Origin of the sequence: Pseudomonas sp. P8_241, from assembly GCF_034008315.1 — a bacterium.
Taxonomy (GTDB): Bacteria; Pseudomonadota; Gammaproteobacteria; order Pseudomonadales; family Pseudomonadaceae; genus Aquipseudomonas.
This window is the reverse complement of the sequence record NZ_CP125377.1, coordinates 4080943-4100643: the sequence shown is the minus strand read 5'-3', so window position 1 is coordinate 4100643 and position 19701 is coordinate 4080943. Positions and strand designations below refer to the sequence as shown.

At 59.2% G+C, this 19701-nt stretch carries 17 protein-coding genes; all 17 read left to right on the top strand.

What is annotated here, in order from left to right; all coding sequences use genetic code 11:
* The first annotated feature begins 29 nt into the window (after positions 1-29).
* Positions 30-860 carry an enoyl-CoA hydratase/isomerase family protein gene (locus QMK58_RS18415; RefSeq protein ID WP_320395240.1) on the top strand — a complete coding sequence of 277 codons (831 nt, stop codon included), beginning with the start codon at positions 30-32 and terminating at the stop codon, positions 858-860.
* 8 nt (positions 861-868) lie between these two features.
* Positions 869-1597, top strand: a complete 729-nt coding sequence (locus QMK58_RS18410) for an SDR family NAD(P)-dependent oxidoreductase (RefSeq protein ID WP_320395239.1) — start codon at positions 869-871, stop codon at positions 1595-1597.
* Complete coding sequence (locus QMK58_RS18405) at positions 1594-2499, top strand: alpha/beta hydrolase (protein ID WP_320395238.1); 906 nt, start codon at positions 1594-1596, stop codon at positions 2497-2499. The genes QMK58_RS18410 and QMK58_RS18405 overlap by 4 nt, the downstream gene beginning before the upstream one ends.
* An 18-nt stretch (positions 2500-2517) precedes the next feature.
* Complete coding sequence (locus QMK58_RS18400; protein ID WP_320395237.1) at positions 2518-3990, top strand: hydroxymethylglutaryl-CoA synthase family protein; 1473 nt, start codon at positions 2518-2520, stop codon at positions 3988-3990.
* A 15-nt stretch (positions 3991-4005) separates the two neighbouring features.
* On the top strand, positions 4006-5208 hold the full coding sequence (locus QMK58_RS18395) for an acetyl-CoA acetyltransferase (protein WP_320395236.1): 1203 nt from the start codon (positions 4006-4008) through the stop codon (positions 5206-5208).
* A 2-nt stretch (positions 5209-5210) separates the two neighbouring features.
* On the top strand, positions 5211-6005 hold the full coding sequence (locus QMK58_RS18390; RefSeq protein WP_320395235.1) for an enoyl-CoA hydratase/isomerase family protein: 795 nt from the start codon (positions 5211-5213) through the stop codon (positions 6003-6005).
* Positions 6002-6775, top strand: coding sequence for an enoyl-CoA hydratase-related protein (locus QMK58_RS18385; RefSeq protein WP_320395234.1), 774 nt, complete (start codon positions 6002-6004; stop codon positions 6773-6775). Before QMK58_RS18390 ends, QMK58_RS18385 begins: the two co-directional genes overlap by 4 nt.
* 18 nt (positions 6776-6793) lie before the next feature.
* On the top strand, positions 6794-8323 hold the full coding sequence (locus QMK58_RS18380) for a 3-hydroxyacyl-CoA dehydrogenase (protein WP_320395233.1): 1530 nt from the start codon (positions 6794-6796) through the stop codon (positions 8321-8323).
* Positions 8320-9165 carry an acyl-CoA dehydrogenase gene (locus QMK58_RS18375; protein WP_320395232.1) on the top strand — a complete coding sequence of 282 codons (846 nt, stop codon included), beginning with the start codon at positions 8320-8322 and terminating at the stop codon, positions 9163-9165. Before QMK58_RS18380 ends, QMK58_RS18375 begins: the two co-directional genes overlap by 4 nt.
* Positions 9166-9276: 111 nt before the next feature.
* Positions 9277-10599 (top strand): phytoene desaturase family protein, encoded by a 1323-nt coding sequence (locus tag QMK58_RS18370; RefSeq protein ID WP_320395231.1) that lies wholly within the window; start codon positions 9277-9279, stop codon positions 10597-10599.
* Positions 10596-12260 (top strand): acyl-CoA dehydrogenase family protein, encoded by a 1665-nt coding sequence (locus tag QMK58_RS18365; protein ID WP_320395230.1) that lies wholly within the window; start codon positions 10596-10598, stop codon positions 12258-12260. Before QMK58_RS18370 ends, QMK58_RS18365 begins: the two co-directional genes overlap by 4 nt.
* Positions 12257-13483, top strand: coding sequence for a CoA transferase (locus QMK58_RS18360; protein WP_320395229.1), 1227 nt, complete (start codon positions 12257-12259; stop codon positions 13481-13483). The genes QMK58_RS18365 and QMK58_RS18360 overlap by 4 nt, the downstream gene beginning before the upstream one ends.
* On the top strand, positions 13480-14163 hold the full coding sequence (locus QMK58_RS18355; RefSeq protein WP_320395228.1) for a nitroreductase: 684 nt from the start codon (positions 13480-13482) through the stop codon (positions 14161-14163). The genes QMK58_RS18360 and QMK58_RS18355 overlap by 4 nt, the downstream gene beginning before the upstream one ends.
* Before the next feature lie 5 nt (positions 14164-14168).
* Positions 14169-15341: a CaiB/BaiF CoA-transferase family protein gene (locus tag QMK58_RS18350; protein WP_320395227.1), complete on the top strand. Its 1173-nt coding sequence runs from the start codon at positions 14169-14171 to the stop codon at positions 15339-15341.
* On the top strand, positions 15331-15882 hold the full coding sequence (locus QMK58_RS18345) for a DUF2889 domain-containing protein (RefSeq protein WP_320395226.1): 552 nt from the start codon (positions 15331-15333) through the stop codon (positions 15880-15882). Before QMK58_RS18350 ends, QMK58_RS18345 begins: the two co-directional genes overlap by 11 nt.
* A gap of 210 nt (positions 15883-16092) precedes the next feature.
* The gene (locus tag QMK58_RS18340) at positions 16093-17226 is read left to right on the top strand and encodes a WD40/YVTN/BNR-like repeat-containing protein (protein ID WP_320395225.1); all 1134 of its coding nucleotides are present in this window, start codon (positions 16093-16095) and stop codon (positions 17224-17226) included.
* Complete coding sequence (locus QMK58_RS18335) at positions 17223-19670, top strand: efflux RND transporter permease subunit (RefSeq protein ID WP_413817386.1); 2448 nt, start codon at positions 17223-17225, stop codon at positions 19668-19670. Before QMK58_RS18340 ends, QMK58_RS18335 begins: the two co-directional genes overlap by 4 nt.
* Positions 19671-19701: the final 31 nt, after the last annotated feature.

Genomic DNA, 19701 nt, shown 5'->3' with positions numbered 1-19701 from the left:
CGACGAAAACAACTACAAGGAATTAGCTGATGAATGCCTTACAAGACAGTGGTATCCGCGTGTTGGTTGCACAAGGACCTGTGCTGTTGGATATGCACGAGGATGGTATTGCGCATATCCGTCTGAATCGTCCAGCTTCATCCAATGGCCTGAATATCGAACTGCTACGAGCCCTGCATGATGTGATCATGCAGTGTCACGGCGAGCCTGGTGTTCGAGCTGTTTTGCTGACTGGCGAAGGCAAACACTTTTGTGCCGGTGGTGATGTGCATGATTTCGCCAGCAAGGGAGAAGGGCTTGCCCACTACTTGCGCCAAGCGACTTCCTATCTGCAGATTGCGGCCTCCTCGCTGATGCACCTGAATGCGCCGGTCATTGTTGCCGTCCAGGGATTTGCGGCCGGTGGCGGGGGCATGGGGCTGGTCTGCTCTGCCGATTTGGTTGTCGCTGCGCGTTCTGCGAAATTCCTTGCTGGAGCCACTCGGGTTGGCATGGCTCCTGATGCGGGTGTCTCCGTGACGCTCGCACGTTTGGTGGGTCTGCGCAAAGCCACCGAAATTCTGCTGACCAATCCGGTGCTCGATGCACAGCAGGCGTTGGAGCTTGGCTTGATCAATCGCATTGTCGAAGACGATGAGCTGCAGTCCAGTGCATTTGCCTGGGCGCGAGAACTGGCCGCTGGAGCGCCTCTGGCGCTGGCTGCCACCAAGCGTTTGCTTTGGAGCGGGCTCGGGCTGGGCGTCGAAGCCTGTCTGCCTGAAGAAAGCCGCACGGTATCCGAACTCTCAGGTACAGCCGATGCTCGTGAAGGGTTGGCGGCTGTGATTGAACGCCGCAAGGCTGTATTTACCGGCCGCTAGGAGTCGCTATGACTGATCTTGCAGGGCGCCGCGCCTTCGTTGGCGGCGGTGCCAATGGGATAGGTGCGTCTGTCGTTCGACGTTTGGTAGCGGATGGCGCGCAAGTGTTCATCGCCGATCGTGATGTGCTGGCAGCAGAGGCATTAGCTCAAGAAGTAGGAGCAAGCAGCGCTTGTATTGATTTGAGCGATTACGACCAGGTCAAGGCCTTCGCCGGACAGCCTTTCGACATTTTGGTCAACTGCGCTGGTGTCGACCAACACGCCTTCTTCACTCATACGTCGGTAGAAGAATGGAATCGCCTGATGGCGGTGAATCTTTACTCGGTGCTCAATACCACTCACCTGCTGTTGCCGGCGATGCAGGCGGGTGGCCACGGACGCATTGTGAATATCGCCTCAGAGGCGGGTCGTATGGGGTCGCGCGGCGGTGCTGTATATGCTGCTTCCAAAGGTGCGGTCATTGCCTTTACACGTTCGATTGCGCGTGAGAGTGCTCGTTACGGCGTCACGGCTAATGTCATCACGCCAGGCCCCATCGATACCCCGCTACTGCGTCAAGCGGTGGCTGAGGGTGGAGATAGGCTGCTGGACGCCATGTGCTCGTCGACCCTGGTCGGGCGCCTGGGCACTCCGGATGAGGTCGCTGCTGCAGTGTCTTTTCTGGTGTCTCGCGAAGCGGCCTATATCACTGGCGAAGTGCTGGGCGTATCCGGTGGCATGGGGTGCGGCCAATGAGCATCGACCAGGTGATTGAGCAGGTCCAGGCGGTGTACGGCAGCTGGGGGCGCGAGACTACCGTGGCTCAGATGCGGGCCGATTGGGATCGTCTTTTCGGTGAGACAGTGTCACCAGACAGTTCCCAGCCTGTGGATGCCGACGGTGTTTGCGCCGCCTGGATTGACGCGCCTGAAATCGATAGGGATCGGGTGTTGTTGTACTTCCATGGTGGTGGCTTTCAAGTGGGGTCGGTGCGTTCGCATTTCGACCTGATGCATCGACTATCGGCAGCAGCGCGTTGCCGGGTACTGGCAGTGGATTATCGCCTGGCGCCCGAACACATTTTTCCGGCCGCTCTGGATGATGCGCTGAGCGCTTACGCTTGGCTGCTGGAGCAGGGCGTACCTGCAACGAACATTGCGCTGGCCGGTGACTCGGCTGGGGGTGGGTTGGCGTTGTCACTACTGCTACAGCTACGTGAGGCAGGTATGGCGTTGCCAGCCAGTGCCGCGGTGATGTCGGCCTGGACGGATATGACTGCCAGTGGTGAAAGCTACCAGACGCGAGCTGATAGTGACCCTATCCATCAGCGTCGGATGGTGTTGGCCATGGCCGGCAATTACCTCGGCCAGCAGGATGCGTCGGATCCTCGTGTTTCTCCGTTGTTTGCTGAGCTCCAAGGGCTGCCGCCGTTACTGCTACAGGTCGGTGATCGCGAAACTGTACTTGATGACTCACGGATGTTCGCCCACAAGGCACAGGCTGCCGGAGTGGCTGTGCAGTTGCAGGTATACGACGCAATGATTCATGTGTTTCAGCAGTTCCCCCAGCACTTGACACAGGCTCAGGAAGCCATCGCCGCAGTCGGGCAGCACTTAGAGGCGCATTGGCCGCCTCATTCAAATCCTTACAACTCTTAAACGCAGAAGGCTCTCGCAATGATCGGGATTCTCGGATATGGCAGTTATGTACCTCGCCTGCGACTCAGTCGGCAGGCAGTAGCGCAGGCTAATGCCTGGTTTGCGCCAGGTTTGCAGAATAAGGCCAAAGGCGTGCGCGCCATGGCCAACTGGGATGAAGACAGCATCACCATGGCAGTGGCGGCCGCGCGTGACTGTCTGGGGCCGTCGGATGATCGCAACCATGTGCGTTCGCTGTGGCTGGCCTCGACCACGCTGCCGTTCGCCGACCGTCTCAATGCAGCGGTGGCAGCCGAAGCCTTGACCCTGGATAGCGGTATCGATGCCCGTGACCTGGGAGGCTCGCTACGGGCGGGCCTTGGGGCGCTGCAGGATGCGTTGCATCAGGTTGATAGCCGCAAGGGCTGCGCGCTGGTGCTGGCTGCCGACAACCGTCACACCCGTGCTGCGAGCTCTGCCGAGCTGGATTATGGTGATGGCGCAGCGGCTCTGTTGGTGGGGCGTGGTGAGGTGGTGGCTGAGCTACTGGGCAGCGCGACGGATACTCTGGACTTTGTCGATCACTTCCGCTCTGCAGGCCAGGAGATCGATTACCACTGGGAAGAACGCTGGGTTCGCGAGGAAGGCGTTGGCAAGATCGTCCCAGGCGTGATTCAGGCTGCACTGGAAAGCGCCGGCGTGAAGGCCGAGCAAGTTGATCATTTCATTTTCCCAAGTGTGATGGCCAAGCTGGATCAGAGCGTCGCCAAAACCCTTGGGATGCGTGCCGAGGCGGTGGTGAACAACCTGGCGGCGACTGTGGGCGACACGGGTACTGCGCACGCCTTGTTGATGCTGACGGCTGTGTTGGAAACCGCCACTCCCGGCCAGATTATTGTGGTCAGCCAGTTTGCCAGTGGTGCCCAGGCGCTCGTATTGCGCACGACCGAGCACATTGCTCGCTTCCGCCCTCGGTTGGGCGTGTCGGGCTGGCTCGCGCGCGGTGTAGAGGAAAGCAACTACACCAAGTTCCTCTCGTTCAATAATCAGCTGCGCCTCGAGCGTGGTATGCGTGGCGAGCAGGACAAGAAAACGGCACTGACAACCCTGTATCGGCACAAAAGCGCGATTCTCGGGCTGGTTGGCGGGCGCTGCAGGGAAACTGGGCGTGTGCATTTCCCACCGTCGCGCCTGTCTCATGATCCGGCAGGTGCTCTGCTCGACTCACAGGTGCCCTACAAGCTGGCCGAGCGCCGTGCGCAGATCCTCAGCTGGTCTGCGGAATACCTCTCGTATCACCCTGCCCCCCCGAATTACTACGGGCAGGTCGACTTCGAAGGCGGTGGCCGCATCCTGATGGAGTTCACTGATCTGGATAAGGGCGATGTGGATTCCGGAACCACGATGGAAATGGTTTTCCGGATCAAGGACATCGATGAGCGACGCGGCTTTGTCCGTTATTTCTGGAAGGCCACCCCGGTGCGCAACCAGGCTAAATCCGCCGACAACTGATTTTTGGAGTGACTTATGAGTACTGGAATCAAAGACAAGGTTGCCATCCTCGGAATGGGTTGCAGCCGTTTTGGCGAGCGCTGGGATGCAAGCCCCGAAGATCTGATGATAGAGGCTTATAACGAGGCCATGCTGGATGCCGGTATCGAGCCGACTCAGCTGGATGCGGCCTGGTTCTCGACCCATATGGACGATGTCGGGGTGGGCCGTGGCGGAACTCCCTTGGGCATTGCTCTACGTCTGCCGAACATTGGTGTTACTCGCGTGGAGAACTTCTGCGCCGGTGGCTCCGAGGCAATTCGTGCGGCGGTCTATGCCGTGGCTGCTGGGGCCTGTGATATTGCCCTGGCGGTGGGAGTGGAGAAACTTAAGGACACCGGTTATGGCGGTTTGCCGCTCGCCAGTGTGGGCACCTTGATTCCGCAGTGGTACCCCAACGCCGTCGCACCGGCAAATTTTGCGCAATTGGCCTCGGCCTATCGTCGTCGCCATGGGGTGCCGGTGGATCTGCTCAAGCGCGCAATTGCGCATGTTTCGGTCAAGAGCCACGCCAACGGTGCGAAGAACCCCAAGGCGCACCTGCGTAAGCACATCACCGTAGAACAGGTGCTCAATGCGCCGATCATCGCCGAACCGCTGGGGCTGTTTGATTGCTGTGGTGTATCCGATGGTGCAGCGGCAGTGATTGTGACCACACCGGAAATTGCCCGCAGCCTCGGCAAGAAAGATCTTGTGACCTTCAAGGCGTTGCAGGTATCGGTATCCAATGGCTGGGAAATGCAATCCAACGAGTGGGACGGCAGCTACGTGCATACCGCCCGCATCGCTGCCCGCAAGGCCTATATGGAAGCTGGTATACGCAATCCGCGGGAAGAGATCAGCATGACGGAGGTACATGACTGCTTCTCGATTACCGAACTGGTGACCATGGAGGATCTGATGCTGTCCGTCGAGGGGGGTGCGGTTGCGGATGTGCTGGACGGTGTGTTCGATGCCGACGGCAAGATCCCTTGTCAGATTGATGGTGGGCTGAAGTGCTTTGGCCATCCCATCGGGGCGAGCGGAATTCGCATGCTGTACGAAATGTATCTGCAGTTGCAGGGCCGTGCAGGTACCCGTCAGCTAGCCAACCCGACCCTGGGTCTGACCCATAACCTGGGCGGTCAGCCGTCGCAGAACGTCTGCTCCGTGTCGATCGTTGGTCTGGAAGGACGCTGATCATGGCCGAGCGAGTAGTGCTGAGGGATGATCCCGCACCTGGAGTGGCGCGGCTGCTGATCAACCGCCCGGATAAGCGCAATGCGATCGACTACGACGTGCGTCAGGCGCTGATCGAACATCTGAGTGAAATCAGTGCTGATCCTGGCGTACGTGCGTTGGTGTGTGGTGGTGTGGGTGGCATCTTCTCTGCGGGCGGCGATGTGCCCAGCATGGTGGGGTTGACTGAAGCGCAAGCGCGTTCCCGGATGACCCATATCCGTCGGCTCTGCTTGAGTCTGGCGGCTTTACCTGTCCCGGTCGTTTCGGCGCTGGAAGGTTTCGCCGCCGGAGCGGCCGTAGGCCTTGCTCTACTGGGCGATCACATTGTGGTGGGACCTGGCAGCAAGATCCTCTTCCCCTTCATGAAACTGGGGCTGACACCGGATTGGGGCACCCTACGCACGCTACCCGCGCGGGTCGGTCTGCCCTGTGCCCGAGGTTTGTTGACAAGCGGTCAGGTGTTGTCGGGAGAAGAGGCTGTAAGTCTTAGGCTTGCTGACGAGTTCGTCACTGATGGCGACATCATGGCCGGTGCTTTGCATCGGGCCGAACAAATGGCCCGGTTGCCGCAGGAAGCCTTTGCTCGCATGAAGCAGCGTTTGAACCATCCTGCTGAGGACTTGCCGAGCGAGTTGAAGCGGGAGGAGGACGATCAGGCAGACCTGCTGCTAGGCGCCGATTTTAAAGAAGGTTTTGCGGCGTTCAGTGCCCGGCGAGATCCCGATTTCACGCTGACAGCGAGGCTCAAAGTATGAGTGAAGAAATGGTCGTGATTGAGCGTGACGGCGACGTCGGTGTGTTGCGCCTGAATCGTGAGGCCAAGCGCAATGCGCTAGATCTGCACATGCGTAGCGCAATTGCCAACGGCGTGATCGAGTTGCAAGGCGAGGTCGGCATCAAAGTGATTGTTATCACCGGTGGCAATGAGGTTTTCGCAGCAGGAGCCGATCTCAATCTGCTGGTTGATAAGGGTGCGCAGGACGTCGCCGAACTCGACCTTGGGCAGTATTGGGCGCCGCTCGCGCAGAGTCGCAAGCCGTTGATTGCCGCGGTCAGCGGTTTTGCCCTGGGAGCCGGCTGCGAACTGGCAATGATGTGTGACTTCATCGTGGCGGATAGCAGTGCCCGCTTCGGCCAGCCAGAGCTCAAGGTAGGGATTATGCCGGGGGCCGGCGGCACCCAGCGCCTGATGCGAGCGGTTGGGCGTCCGGTGGCGAGCATGCTACTGCTCACGGGCGATCTGTTGTCGGGGGAGCGTGCCTGGCAGCTGGGCATGGTGGCAGAGCTATGCGAGCCGGGGCAGGCTGTCGAAAGAGCCAAGGCATTGGCTCGGCGGATTGCAGCAATGCCACCTCTGGCGGTGACGGCGACGCGTCGGGTATTGGCCCAGGGTGGGGATATGTCTCTGGATGCCGCGCTGGCCCTGGAGAATCGTGAGTTCTTGTTGCTGTTCGATACTCAGGATCAGGAGGAGGGCATGCGCGCCTTCCTGGAGAAAAGAACACCGAGCTATATCGGCCGTTGATCACGACAGGGTACGAGCATGAACACGAATAAGATTATTGGCGTGATCGGCGCGGGCACAATGGGCCGCGGCATCGTCCAGTTGTTCGCCGAAGCGGGCTATCGGGTACGACTATTCGATGCCTTCACCGGAGCGGCGGGCAAGGCGCTCGAGTACATCGCTGAGATGGTTGGCAAAGGCGTTGGCAAGGGACGTTTCAGTGCCGAGCAGGGCCAGCGGATCCTTTCCTCGATCGAGGTGGTTGACCAGTTGCAGCAATTGGCCGGTTGTTCAGTGGTGATAGAGGCGGTAGTCGAGGATTTGCAGGTCAAGCGCGAGCTGTTCGCTGAGCTGGAGAATATCATCGGCGACGAAGCGATTCTGGCCAGTAACACCTCGTCGCTGGTCATGGCCGACATCGCCGCAGGTTGCCGAATTCCGCAAAGGGTGGCCGGGCTGCATTTCTTTAATCCAGTGCCACTGATGAAAGTGGTCGAGGTCATCGCTGCGGTGCGTACTGCACCGCCAGTGGTTGCGGCGCTGGTGGCGCTGGTGGAAAGCGCCGGCCATCGTGCGGTGGTTGCAGAGGATCTGCCTGGCTTCCTCGTCAATCATGCTGGTCGCGGGCTTTATACTGAGGGTTTGCGGATTGTCGAGGAACAGGTAGCCGATGTCGCTGATGTAGATCGCATTCTGCGTGAGGCGGCGGGCTTTCGCATGGGCCCGTTCGAGTTGCTGGACCTGACCGGTCTGGATGTCTCGGGCAAGGTGATGAGTTCTATTTATAGCCAGTTCCTGCAGGAGCCGCGGTTGCGTCCATCACCGTTGGTGCCGCCGAGGATTTCAGCCGGCCTGTTCGGTCGTAAGACGGGAGAGGGCTGGTACCGCTATGACGGCGCTGTACGGATTGAGCCGCAAGCGTTGGCCGTCCCACGCCTGCCTGGTGCCTTGACTGTTTGGGTGGCGCCTGAATGCGAACAGTACGACACGCTGCTGGATCGCATTATTGCAACGGGCTGCGCACGGGTCGTGGAGAGTGCCGAGCAGGCCTCGATCCAGATCGTTCAGCCCTGGGGCGAGGACGCGACCACTGCCTGTCTGCGTCTGGGGCTGGATCCGCAGCGCTGTATCGCAGTGGACCCCTTGGGGCTGCCGGGCGGGCGGGTGACGCTGATGCAGACGGTTGGCACCCGCGCCGAAGTTCGCGACGCGGCCCATGCATTGTTCGTGGCCTTGGGCGCTCCGGTAACGGTGATTAATGACAGCCCGGGATTTGTGCTGCAGCGTGTGCTGGCGACCATTGTTAATATTGCAGCCGATATCGCCCAACGCCGGATTGCCTGCGTAGCAGATATTGAAGACGCGGTACGCCTAGGGCTGGGCTACCCGTGCGGGCCATTGGCCTGGGGTGATCGGATCGGGCCCAAGCGGGTGTTGAGGATTCTGCGTAACTTGCATCAGTACACGGGCGATCCCCGTTATCGTCCAAGCCTTTGGTTGGTGCGCCGCGCTGAGGCCGGCTTGTCACTGCTGAGCGAAGAACCGGCGCGCGAGGCCAGAGCGGTATGATTGATATTAAGCATCTCGAAGGCTGGGTCGGTCGTGAGCGGGTGATGGAAGATCAACTGCCGGTGTTCCCAGCACGTGCCTTGGCGGCGGCCTTGTCTCGTGACACGTTGCTTGAAATGGGCGATCCCCTGCCGCCTTCGTGGCACTGGTTGTACTTTCTGGACACCCCTTCGACGCTGGGAACAGGGGTGGATGGACACCCGCTCAAAGGCGATTTCCTGCCTCCGGTGCCACTGCCACGACGTATGTGGGCATCCGGACAGTTGCGCATTGATAAGCCGCTGATCATTGGCCAAAGTGCCCGGCGGCAGAGCCGGGTAATGTCCGTCGAGTTGAAAGAGGGACAATCGGGCAGTCTGGTGTTCGTGACGCTGGAGCATCTGATTTTCCAGGAGCAGGCCTGTCGAGTCCGAGAGTTGCAACATCTGGTGTACCGCGATGCACCCACCTCGGCCATGCCGTTGCCGATAGGACAGCGGCCGATCGAGGAGGCACAGTGGGAGCGAGTGCTACAGCCAGATCCTGTGCTGCTGTTTCGTTTTTCAGCCCTGACCTATAACGGTCACCGTATCCATTACGACCGTGACTATGCTGTGCAAGAAGAGTTCTATCCCGGTCTGGTGGTGCAGGGGCCACTGCTCGCGACCGCGTTGTTGGAGCTGGCACTGGAACAGGCAGGACCTGGGGGTGTAGAGAATTTTAAGTTCCGCGCGATACGGCCGACGTTCGCTCAGGGGCCGATTCGGTTATGTGGTCGCCGTGAAGGCGAGCAATTGCAGCTGTGGAGCCTGGACCAGGACGGATTTATTGGTATGACGGCACTGGCTGTCGTGCGCGGTTAGGAAAATAAGACTTTATTTGTAGACATGCATGCTATAAAAAGACCGACCATACGGTCTTTTAATTGAAAGAACTTCCGTTATTAAGTGGATGCCTTGCGAGCAGGAGTACATATGACAACAACAAATGTAGCGGTCCAGCATTACGACACCATTATTCTCGGCGCAGGTGCAGGGGGTATGTGCGCCGCTGCGCGCATGGTCGCAGCCGGAAAACGTGTTCTGGTCGTCGAGAGTTTGAACCGTGTCGGCGGCCGCGCCTCCAGTGAAGTGATTGACGACTTCATCGTCAACATCGGTGCGATTGCTATCGAGCTAGGCAGTACTTTTGAAGAAACCTTTGCGGCCCTTGATGTACGGATGGATGTACGTGAGCCGAATCCGGCAACCGTGTTCTACGTGGATGGCAAGGTGATCAACGTGGCCAAGGGTGGGGGATGGGGTTTTCTCCTCGGCACCTTCACCAAGCAGGCTGCCAAGATTGGCGCCAAGTTCGCCGACGCCCGTGGTGGAGATCTGCCCGAGGCCCGCCTGACGACCGCCGAGTGGTTGGCCAAGTACACCAAGAACCAGACGGTGCATGCGATTTTTCGCAACCTGTGTGCCGCTATTTTTGCGGTCAATTCCGATGAATTGCCCGCTCGTGCCTTCCTGACTTACTTTGCAGTCAAGGGCGCGTTCAAGCGCTTCGGTTTCTGCCCCCGTGGCACCATTGGCCTGTGGAATGATCTGGCTGATGCCATACGTGCCCACGGCGGTGAAGTTTGGTTGGAAAGCCGAGCCCAAGGGCTGCGTGTTGAAGACGGTCGTGTCACTGCCATCGAAGTGGAGCGCAATGGCGAGCGTATCTGGGTCGCTGCCTCCACAGTGATCAGCAATATCGGTCCGCGGGCAACTGCGGCGCTGGCCGGAGCGGATATTCTGGCAGGTGATTACGCGGCTCAAGCGGCGAACACATTGCGTCCGGCGTCCAACATCGTGATCAACTTCGCGACCCGTGAGCGCCTGATCGATGCCCCGGGTCTGATTACCTTCGGTCCGACCCGTCGTTTGTGCAACATGGGTGAAATGACGGCGACGTGCCCGGAAATGGCGCCGCCTGGCTGGCACCTGTATGTGGCCTACGCAGTACCGCGCCCGGCCATCGATGCGTTCGATGAGGCGGCCGAGATCGAAGCTTCGCTACAGGATCTGCATGACCTGTTCCCAGGCTTCGCCAATGCCAAGATGCTGTCGGTGCGTGTGATGCGCGGTGAATGGCCGGCCCAGCGTACTTGTGCCGGATTCGATATGCCGCAGGACACTCCGTTGAGCAACCTCTGGCAGGTAGGCGATGCGGTCAAGGAGTATGGCGATGGCGGTACTCAGGCCTGCGCAGTAACCGCGCGCAATGCGGCGGCCAAGGCACTGGCTGTGCTTGATGGGGTTCGAGCATGAGTGCCCTGGCGGCACAACTGGAAAATGCACAGTCGTTGTTGGTAACGCTTCGTGAGGCTTTCTCGCTTGCGACCAAGAGTCTGGCTATTCGCTGCCGGCGCGGTCAGTGCGGTCAGCTGGATGCCGATCTATTGGATCGGCACCAGGTTCCCAGCTACGAGCTGGCACTGGCCAGCGCCGATTTGCTTGCGGCTGAGACCCTGGCTAAGGATCCAGGTAATGAGGCTCGCCTGGCGCTTGTGTTCATCTGTGAGGCCGTGCAGGCGCTGCTGACTCGTCTTGAGGGGCTTTTTCTGGAGCTGGATCTTGATCCAGTCGCCCTGCAAGAGTTAGCCCGCAGCACCGCCTGGCGTGAGCTGCGGGCCGCCGGTGGTGGTGCAGAGGCTTTGCAGCAGGCAGGCCTTGAAGTGTTCCAGCGTGATGATGAGCTCGGTGCCGAGTCGCTGGATCAGGATCAGGATCTGGCAATGGCTCGCGACAGCTTCCGGCGCTTTGCCGAGGAAGTGGTGGCACCACAGGCAGAGGGTATTCATCGTCACGACCTTACGGTACCAGAAACGCTGTTGCAGCCGTTGCGTGATATGGGGGTGTTCGGCCTTTCAATACCGCAGCGTTTCGGAGGCACTGCACCGGATGATCGTGATGACAACATCATGATGATCGTGGTCACAGAAGCGCTCTCGCAGGCGTCGTTGGCCGCTGCCGGTAGCCTGATCACCCGTCCTGAGATTCTTTCCCGGGCCTTGTTGGCGGGGGGTACTGAACAGCAGAAAAACGACTGGTTACCGCGTATTGCCGTTGGCGAGCCACTGTGTGGCATTGCTATCACCGAGCCGGATTTTGGCTCGGATGTGGCCGGTCTATCCCTGCGAGCCAGTCGCTGCGAGGGTGGCTGGTTGCTCAATGGTGCCAAAAGCTGGTGCACCTTTGCCGGCAAGGCCGGGTTGTTGATGGTGGTCGCACGTACTGATCCGGATCGTAGCCTGGGGCACAAGGGGTTGAGTTTGTTCCTGGTCGAGAAGCAGTCGACGGATCAGCATGCCTTCAAAGAAGTTCAGGAAGGCGGTGGTTGCCTGACGGGCACCGCGATACCGACGATTGGCTATCGGGGCATGCACTCGTTCGATCTGTTTTTTGACAACTATTTCGTTCCAGATAACTGTCTGATTGGCGAGCAAGGCGGGCTTGGTAAGGGGTTCTACTACACCATGGCCGGCATGATGGGTGGACGCATGCAGACCGCAGCGCGTGCCTGTGGCGTTATGCGTGCGGCTTTGCTGGCGGCTATTCGTTACTCGGGAGACCGCAAGGTATTCGCTGCGCCCTTGGTGGATTATCCGCTGACTCAGGCCAAGTTGGCCCGTATGGCGTCTCGGTTTGTGGCTTGTCGCCGACTGACGTATGCCGTGGGTCGCTTGATGCAAGATGGGGCCGGTCGTATGGAAGCCAGCCTGGTCAAATTGCTGGCCTGCCGATCGGCAGAGTTGATTACCCGCGAGGCCCTGCAAATTCATGGTGGTATGGGCTACGCCGAGGAGTCGGCCGTCAGCCGCTACTTTGTCGATGCGCGCGTACTGTCGATCTTCGAAGGCGCTGAAGAAACGTTGGCGCTCAAGGTGATTGCACGCAGCTTGCTGGAGAACGCACTGGAGTCAGCATGAATACGATTCTTGAAGGAATGCGGGTTGTCGAAGTCTCGGCCTTTGTCGCAGCCCCCCTCGGCGGCATGACGCTGGCTCAGATGGGGGCGCAGGTGATTCGCATCGATGGGTTGCGTGGAGGTCTGGACTACCACCGCTGGCCGGTGACCGAGGATAACACCAGTCTGTTCTGGTGTGGCCTGAACAAGGCCAAGCGCTCGGTCGCCATCGATATTGCCAGTGAAGAGGGGCGTGAATTGGCCATGGCTCTGATCTGCGCGGAGGGTGCGGATGCCGGTATGTTGCTGACTAACTTCCCCCCCCGTGGCTGGCTTGACTGGGAGCAGTTGCGCCAGCAACGGGCGGATTTGATCCAGCTGACTGTGCAGGGCGACCGCAAGGGTGGTTCGGCGGTGGACTACACCGTTAACCCTTCGGTGGGGTTGCCATTGATCACAGGCCCCGAGGCTTCGACTGCAGCTGTTGTCAATCATGTGCTGCCGGCCTGGGATCTGGTCACTGGGCAAATGGCTGCCACGGGGCTGCTGGCGGCGGAACGGCACCGTCGCCTGACTGGTCAAGGCCAGCATGTGCAGCTGGCGCTTGAGGATGTAGCGCTAGCTGTGGTTGCGCACTTGGGCTTTACCGCTGAAGCCGAGTTGGGAGGAGCGCGTGAACGGGTAGGTAATTACCTATACGGCGCCTTTGGACGCGACTTCGTGCTGGCGGATGGGAGCCGCATCATGGTCGTGGGCCTGACCGCGCGCCAGTGGAAGGGGCTTTGTGAGGCGACAGGGCTTCAGCAGCCGCTGCAGGCGCTGGCCCAACAGTTGAGTCTGGACTGGTCGCGCGAGGGTGATCGCTATCTAGGCAGGCATGCCATTGCGGCGCTGTTCGAACCTTGGTTTGTCCGTTTGACCCTGGTTGAGGCGGCGCGGATTCTGGACCATCACGGGGTGTGCTGGAGCCGCTACCGAGAAATGGCAGAGGTTGTCCAGGCGTTGGCTGGCGACGAGCCCAACCCGATGTTCTCGCAAGTGCAGCAGCCAGGTGTTGGCCCGCTTCTGATACCGGGCCTGCCATTGAGCTTTTCTGCCAGCCGGCGTCAGGCTCCACGCCCGGCACCCCGATTGGGCGAAGACACTGAAAGTGTTTTGACCGAGGTGCTGGGGCTGAGCTCGGTGGAGTTTGGCAAGTTGCTTGATCGGGGTGTGGTAGCGACCGCTGAGGGAGATGCGACATGAGTCAACAGAGCGTGAGCGAAGCCATACGAAACCGTTGCAGTGTCCGTGCTTTTGGCAGTGATCCGGTACCGGTTGAGGTGTTGCGTGAGGTGTTGCAACTGGCAGCGCGCTCACCTTCGGGCGGCAACGTGCAGCCATGGCGTGTGTATGTCCTGGGGGGGCAGGAGCTGAGTCGTTTCTGTGCCCGGATGCAGGTGCGTCTGCAGGCGGGGGAGCCTGATCCGGAGGAGTACCCCATTTACCCGCCGAACCTGAAGGAGCCATACCGGGACTATCGCTTTGATATTGGTCAGCGGTTGTACCGTACTCTGGGGATCGAGCGTGAAGACCGTGCCGGGCGTCAGCGCTGGTTTGCTCGCAACTTTGCTTTCTTTGGGGCGCCGGTCGGCCTGTTCTGTTTTGTCGATCGTTGTATGGGAAAGGCGCAGTGGGCCGACCTTGGCATGTTCCTGCAGACACTCATGCTGCTCCTGGAGGAGCGTGGCTATGGCAGCTGTGCTCAGGAAGCTTGGGCCTTATATCACCGTACCGTTACCGAGTTTGTCGGCTCCCCTGATGACTGGATGCTGTTCTGTGGCATGGCCATCGGAAAGCCGGATGCCCAGGCGCCAGCCAACCATCTGGACAGCCCCCGTATGGGGTTGGATGAGTTTGTCGTTATGCGTGGATTTGAGGAGTAATGGCTATGCAATCAATGCGTTCCGGCCCGTTGGTCGGCGTAACGGTGATCGAAATGGCCGGTATCGGTCCTGGCCCGTTCTGCGGCATGCTGCTGGCTGATCTCGGGGCTGATGTCATTGTCATCGATCGTCCCCCTAGAGAGGGGGGCGGGGATCATTTCGATAGCCTGCGGGCGGCTACGGCAGTGATCGGGCGTGGTCGCCGTTCGTTGGCCTTGAATATCAAGCAGCCCGAAGCGATAGAAACGCTGCTGAGCCTGCTTGAGACAGCGGATGTCCTGATTGAAGGCTTTAGGCCAGGTGTGATGGAGCGTCTGGGCCTTGGTCCGCAGGTGTGCCAGGCGCGCAATCCGGCACTGGTCTATGGGCGCATGACCGGCTGGGGACAGGATGGTCCCTTGGCCCAATCGGCCGGACATGACCTCAATTACATTGCTTTATCCGGTGCTCTGTATGGCATGGGGAATCCTGAGCAACCGCCGATGCCGCCGCTGAATCTGGTCGGCGATTATGGTGGGGGAGGGCTGATGCTGGCCTTCGGCGTGGTATGCGCGCTGCTGGATGTGCGGCACTCCGGTAAGGGGCAGGTGGTGGACGCGGCCATGAGTGATGGGTCTGCGACCCTGATGGCCATGCTCTATGGACTGTTGGCGGAAAAAAGCTGGAGCCCGCGTCGGGGGGAAAACTTTCTGGACGGCTCGGCGCCCTTCTATGCAACTTATGCGTGCGCAGACGGTGGCTATGTCTCGGTCGCTGCCATCGAACCTCAATTTTACCATCTGCTGCTGGATAAACTTGAGATCACCGAGTCTGCACTTCGACGCCAGTGGGACAAGAAAACCTGGCCGCAATTGCGCGAGCGCCTGAAGACCGTGTTCCTCTCACGCCCACGTCGGCACTGGTGCGAATTGCTGGAAAACACGGATGCCTGCTTTGCGCCTGTGCTGGATATGCACGAAGCGTTGGTCCATCCGCATAACCTGGCGCGTGGCACCTTCGTGGACTTTGAGGGCCTGATGCAACCGGCACCAGCGCCGAGGTTCAGCCGAACATCGGGTCAGATCCGTAATCTGGCGCCGCAGGCGGGCGCGGATACGCTCTCGATATTGGAGGGGCTTGGCCTCAAGGCTTCGGCCATTGACGTGTTACAGCGTAGTGGGGCTGTCTATGTCCGCTGAACGGGAGGCGCCAGCAAAGCCCGGCCGGAGTCTGGTTCACACCCGAAAGGTGGTTTGTCAGGGCTATGTCCGTGAAGACGGGTTATGGGATATCGAAGCCACACTGGTCGATACCAAACCCTTCGAAATTGGCTTGATCGAGCGTCGACTGATCCATCCGGAAGAGCCGATTCACGGATTGATGTTGCGTGTCGCCGTCGATCGAACGTTGCTTATTCATGAGGTGCAGGCCTGTTTCACGCACTCCCCTTATAAAATTTGTTCAAGTATCACGCAGGCTTACCAGCAGCTCGTTGGCATGCGGATCGAATCGGGCTTCATTCAGGCGGGGCGCAGGCTGTTCCGTGGGGTGGCTGGCTGCACACATGTCACCGAGCTGTTGGGGCCGCTTTCTACAGTGGCCTATCAGACCCTTTGGAACTGCCTGGAGGGCGATGGTGAAGGTTTCGATACCTTAAATACGTTGCCAGAGTTTGCGGTGAATGGCTGTCATGCCCTGCGCGAAGACGGGCCGATCGTACAGACTTATTTACGTCGCTGAGTAACACGCCTGTGGATCGCTAGTAGAAAGCGGCTGCACGGTGAAAATAAGTGCTGCCTTTATATTGACCGTCCAGACGGTCTTATGTAGTGTTTGTTCATGTGACGTTCCCTGGCCTATGTGCCGGGGGGAGCGAAAACAGCCAATCCGTACTGAGTTGCCTGGTGCGGCAATAAGAATAAAAGCCCTGATAAGAGGGTGGAGGAGCCCATGAGAAAACGATTCTTCGTCCCGGGTGGCCGTTGCGTATTTGCCCCATCTTTTAGCATCAAGGGCGTTCGCCAACTCCTGTGCCTGTCGCTGCTGGGGATTGGTCTGATGGTAGGTAGCGTGTCTGCTCAGGAACGCTCCCTGACGGACCGTCTAGAGGTTCCCTCTAGACTTTCCGAAAAGGCTGGCGAGGGTCTGCTGACGGCTCTGAGCGTGGCTGGCCAGCGCGTGATCGCCGCCGGACAACGTGGTCATATCCTTTGGTCCGATGACGGTGGTCACAGTTGGCACCAGGCGCAGGTTCCGGTCAGCTCCGATCTGACGGCCCTACAGTTTGTTGGTGAACGCTTGGGGTGGGCTGTCGGGCACGACGGCGTAATCCTGCACACTCAGGATGCCGGGGCTACTTGGCGGTTGCAGCTGGATGGGCATCGGATTGCCGAGCTGCTGAGGGCACAAGCGGCACGTATGGATCGCGATTTGAACCCGCGCGCTCTGCTCGATCTTGAACAGGCCGCTTCGCAGGGCCTGAATCAGTCGCTGCTGGCACTGCATTTCCTTGATGCCAACGATGGCTATGCATTAGGTGCAGGTGGCTTGCTGCTGCGTACCCGCGATGGTGGTCAGAATTGGCAGTCGGTATCCGATCAGATCGAAAACCCACGTGGTCTGCATCTCTACGGTATGCAGCAAGCCTTCGGGCGTCTGTTCATCGTCGGCGAGCAGGGCCTGATTCTGCGCCAGGCACTGAATGGCGAGGCCTTCGAGAAGGTTCAGAGTCCTTATCAAGGCTCCTGGTTTGGGGCGTTGGGAGATGCCGACAGCTTGCTGGTTTATGGCCTGATGGGCAATGCCTGGATCACTCGCGACAGCGGCGCCAGCTGGCAGCAAAGCCAACTCGACAGTGCCTTGGCACTAACTTCGGCAAGTACTGCCAATGGGAAGGATCTGGTGATGGTGAGTCTTGGTGGTGAGGTGTTTCGCTCTGCTGATGGAGGCCGGCACTTTCAATCCCAGGATATCGAGCAGCGTTATCCCTTCTTTGCAGTCGCGGCTACGGCGAATGCCGGCCTGGTACTGGCTGGCATCCACGGGGTGCGAAGCGTGACCAGCAAGAGCGGAGTACAGCCATGAACATGTCTATGAGCGTGCAGGAGTCGGGAACCAATCTAGTGTTTGATCCCGCCTCGGGTGGCCGTGCCGAACGCCTGGTTTTCAATCATCGCCTGGTGGTGTTGTTGCTCTGCGCGATAATGACCGTACTGATGGCCTACGTGGTATCGACGCGCCTGAGCTTGAGTGCCAGCTACGAAAAGATGCTGCCGCAAAGCCACCCTTATGTACTGAACTACTTGCACAACAGCGAAGAGCTCAGTGGTCTTGGCGGGGCGCTACGAGTGGTGGTGGCCAACCCCCATGGCGAGATTTTCGATCCGCAGTACCTGGAGCTGCTGCGCCAGATCACCGATGAATTATTTATGGTGCCCGGTGTGGATCGGGCATGGGTCAAGTCGCTGTGGACACCCGCCGTACGCTGGACTGAGGTGACTGAGGAAGGCTTTCGCGGCGGTCCGGTCATGCCTGGCGCATATGACGGCTCGCAAGCAGAGCTGCAAAAGTTGCAGCGTAATCTCGGGCGGGCAGGGATTCTCGGGGACCTGGTAGCCAATGACTACCGCTCGAGCATGATCTTCGTTCCGTTGCTGGACAAGGATCCCACCACCGGTCAGGCATTGGATTACGCGGTATTATCCAAGCGAATTGCTGAAATTCGCGACAAGTACGAGGCCCAGGGAAAGGTCAGCCTCCATATCGTCGGTTTCGCCCAGATCATCGGTGAGCTGGTAGCGGGACTATCGCAGGTGATGCTGTTCTTTGCCGTCGCCACGCTGATCGTAAGCCTAATCATCTATTTCTATACCCGCTGCCTGATTAGTACTCTGCTGGTCGTCGCCTGTTCGCTGGTTGCCGTGTTGTGGCAGTTGGGGCTCGTGGCGCTAATGGGCTTCAAGCTTGATCCTTTCTCGATTCTGGTGCCGTTTCTGGTCTTCGCGATTGGTGTGTCCCATGGCGCGCAGAAAATGAATGGCATCATGCAAGATATTGCTTGCGGAGTGCATCGGCTGGTTGCTGCGCGGTTAACCTTCCGACGTTTGTTCCTGGCGGGGCTGACTGCGTTGCTGGCGGATGTGGTGGGCTTTGCTGTCCTCATGTTGTTCGATATCCCGGTAATCCGAGACCTTGCACTGGCGGCCAGTATCGGTGTGGGCGTGCTGGTGTTTACCAACCTGATTCTACTGCCGGTCCTTCTGTCTTATACCGGTGTTAGCGCTTCGGCAGCACAGCGTAGCCTGCAGGAGCAGGAAAGTGAGCCAGCGCCTTGGAGCCTGGTCGGAGTGTTGGTACGTCTGCAAGCCTTCACCCGCCGCAGGTGGGCCGTTTCAGCGCTATTGGCTGGCCTGCTTCTGGGGGGGCTGGGCTTCATGACCAGTTTCCACTTGAAGATCGGTGATCTTGATGCCGGTGCGCCGGAGCTTCGCTCGGACTCTCGCTACAACCTTGATAATGCCTATGTGGTGAATCATTACACCCTTTCCAGCGATCAGTTTGCCGTGATTGTGAAAACGCCGCCGGACAGTTGTATGCGCTATGAGGTGCTGGATGCAGTGGATCGCCTCGCCTGGGAGCTTGAGCAGTTGCCGGGAGTGCAGACGACCCAGTCGCTGGTGGGGGCTGTGCGGCAGATCACCTCGGGCAGCTATGAGGGTAACCCTAAGTGGCTGACACTGAGCCGTAACCAGGATGTCATCAACTACGGCGCTCAGGCGGCCAGCGTGAACAATCAGGACTTGTTCAACGTTGAGTGTTCGGTGATGCCGGTGATTGCCTATCTGACCGATCACCGGGCCGATACGCTTGACCAGGTCGCCGCTGTGGTCGAGGACTTCGCGGCGCGTCATAACAATGAGCAGTATCAATTCCTGCTAGCGGCAGGCAATGCGGGTATCGAGGCTGCCACCAATCAGGTGGTGCGCAAGGCCTGGATCGAAATGCAGGTCTATGTGTACCTGGCGGTGGCAGTGCTGTGCTTCATTACCTTCCGTAGTTGGCGCGCTGTGGTCGTGGCGGTGCTGCCGCTGGCACTGACCTCTTTCCTGTGCGAGGCCCTGATGGTCTATCTCGGCATAGGAGTCAAGGTTGCCACACTCCCGGTGATTGCCCTTGGGGTCGGTATCGGTGTCGACTACGCGCTTTATCTGCTGAGTATTCAGTTGGCTGAGCAGCGCGCCGGTGCAACGCTGGCGCAGGCATACCGCAGGGCCTTGAGTTTCACCGGAAAGGTGGTGGCAGTGGTGGGGGTGACCCTGTCGGTGAGCGTGATTACTTGGGCCTGGTCACCGATCAAGTTTCAAGCCGATATGGGCATCCTGCTGGCGTTCATGTTCCTGTGGAACATGGTCGGCGCACTGGTTCTGATCCCTGCGCTTTCACACTTTCTGATACCTGGGACGGTTCGTTCTGCCCCCATGAGTCACGACTCACAGGCCTTCAATTACACAACTGATTCGAATAATTAACAAAGATTCTCTGTCGGGCCGCAGTGAGCTG

Coding starts and splice junctions, on each gene's coding strand:
- QMK58_RS18415 (WP_320395240.1), top strand. CDS start 30: ATGAATGCCTTACAAGACAGTGGTATCCGCGTGTTGGTTGCACAAGGA.
- QMK58_RS18410 (WP_320395239.1), top strand. CDS start 869: ATGACTGATCTTGCAGGGCGCCGCGCCTTCGTTGGCGGCGGTGCCAAT.
- QMK58_RS18405 (WP_320395238.1), top strand. CDS start 1,594: ATGAGCATCGACCAGGTGATTGAGCAGGTCCAGGCGGTGTACGGCAGC.
- QMK58_RS18400 (WP_320395237.1), top strand. CDS start 2,518: ATGATCGGGATTCTCGGATATGGCAGTTATGTACCTCGCCTGCGACTC.
- QMK58_RS18395 (WP_320395236.1), top strand. CDS start 4,006: ATGAGTACTGGAATCAAAGACAAGGTTGCCATCCTCGGAATGGGTTGC.
- QMK58_RS18390 (WP_320395235.1), top strand. CDS start 5,211: ATGGCCGAGCGAGTAGTGCTGAGGGATGATCCCGCACCTGGAGTGGCG.
- QMK58_RS18385 (WP_320395234.1), top strand. CDS start 6,002: ATGAGTGAAGAAATGGTCGTGATTGAGCGTGACGGCGACGTCGGTGTG.
- QMK58_RS18380 (WP_320395233.1), top strand. CDS start 6,794: ATGAACACGAATAAGATTATTGGCGTGATCGGCGCGGGCACAATGGGC.
- QMK58_RS18375 (WP_320395232.1), top strand. CDS start 8,320: ATGATTGATATTAAGCATCTCGAAGGCTGGGTCGGTCGTGAGCGGGTG.
- QMK58_RS18370 (WP_320395231.1), top strand. CDS start 9,277: ATGACAACAACAAATGTAGCGGTCCAGCATTACGACACCATTATTCTC.
- QMK58_RS18365 (WP_320395230.1), top strand. CDS start 10,596: ATGAGTGCCCTGGCGGCACAACTGGAAAATGCACAGTCGTTGTTGGTA.
- QMK58_RS18360 (WP_320395229.1), top strand. CDS start 12,257: ATGAATACGATTCTTGAAGGAATGCGGGTTGTCGAAGTCTCGGCCTTT.
- QMK58_RS18355 (WP_320395228.1), top strand. CDS start 13,480: ATGAGTCAACAGAGCGTGAGCGAAGCCATACGAAACCGTTGCAGTGTC.
- QMK58_RS18350 (WP_320395227.1), top strand. CDS start 14,169: ATGCAATCAATGCGTTCCGGCCCGTTGGTCGGCGTAACGGTGATCGAA.
- QMK58_RS18345 (WP_320395226.1), top strand. CDS start 15,331: ATGTCCGCTGAACGGGAGGCGCCAGCAAAGCCCGGCCGGAGTCTGGTT.
- QMK58_RS18340 (WP_320395225.1), top strand. CDS start 16,093: ATGAGAAAACGATTCTTCGTCCCGGGTGGCCGTTGCGTATTTGCCCCA.
- QMK58_RS18335 (WP_413817386.1), top strand. CDS start 17,223: ATGAACATGTCTATGAGCGTGCAGGAGTCGGGAACCAATCTAGTGTTT.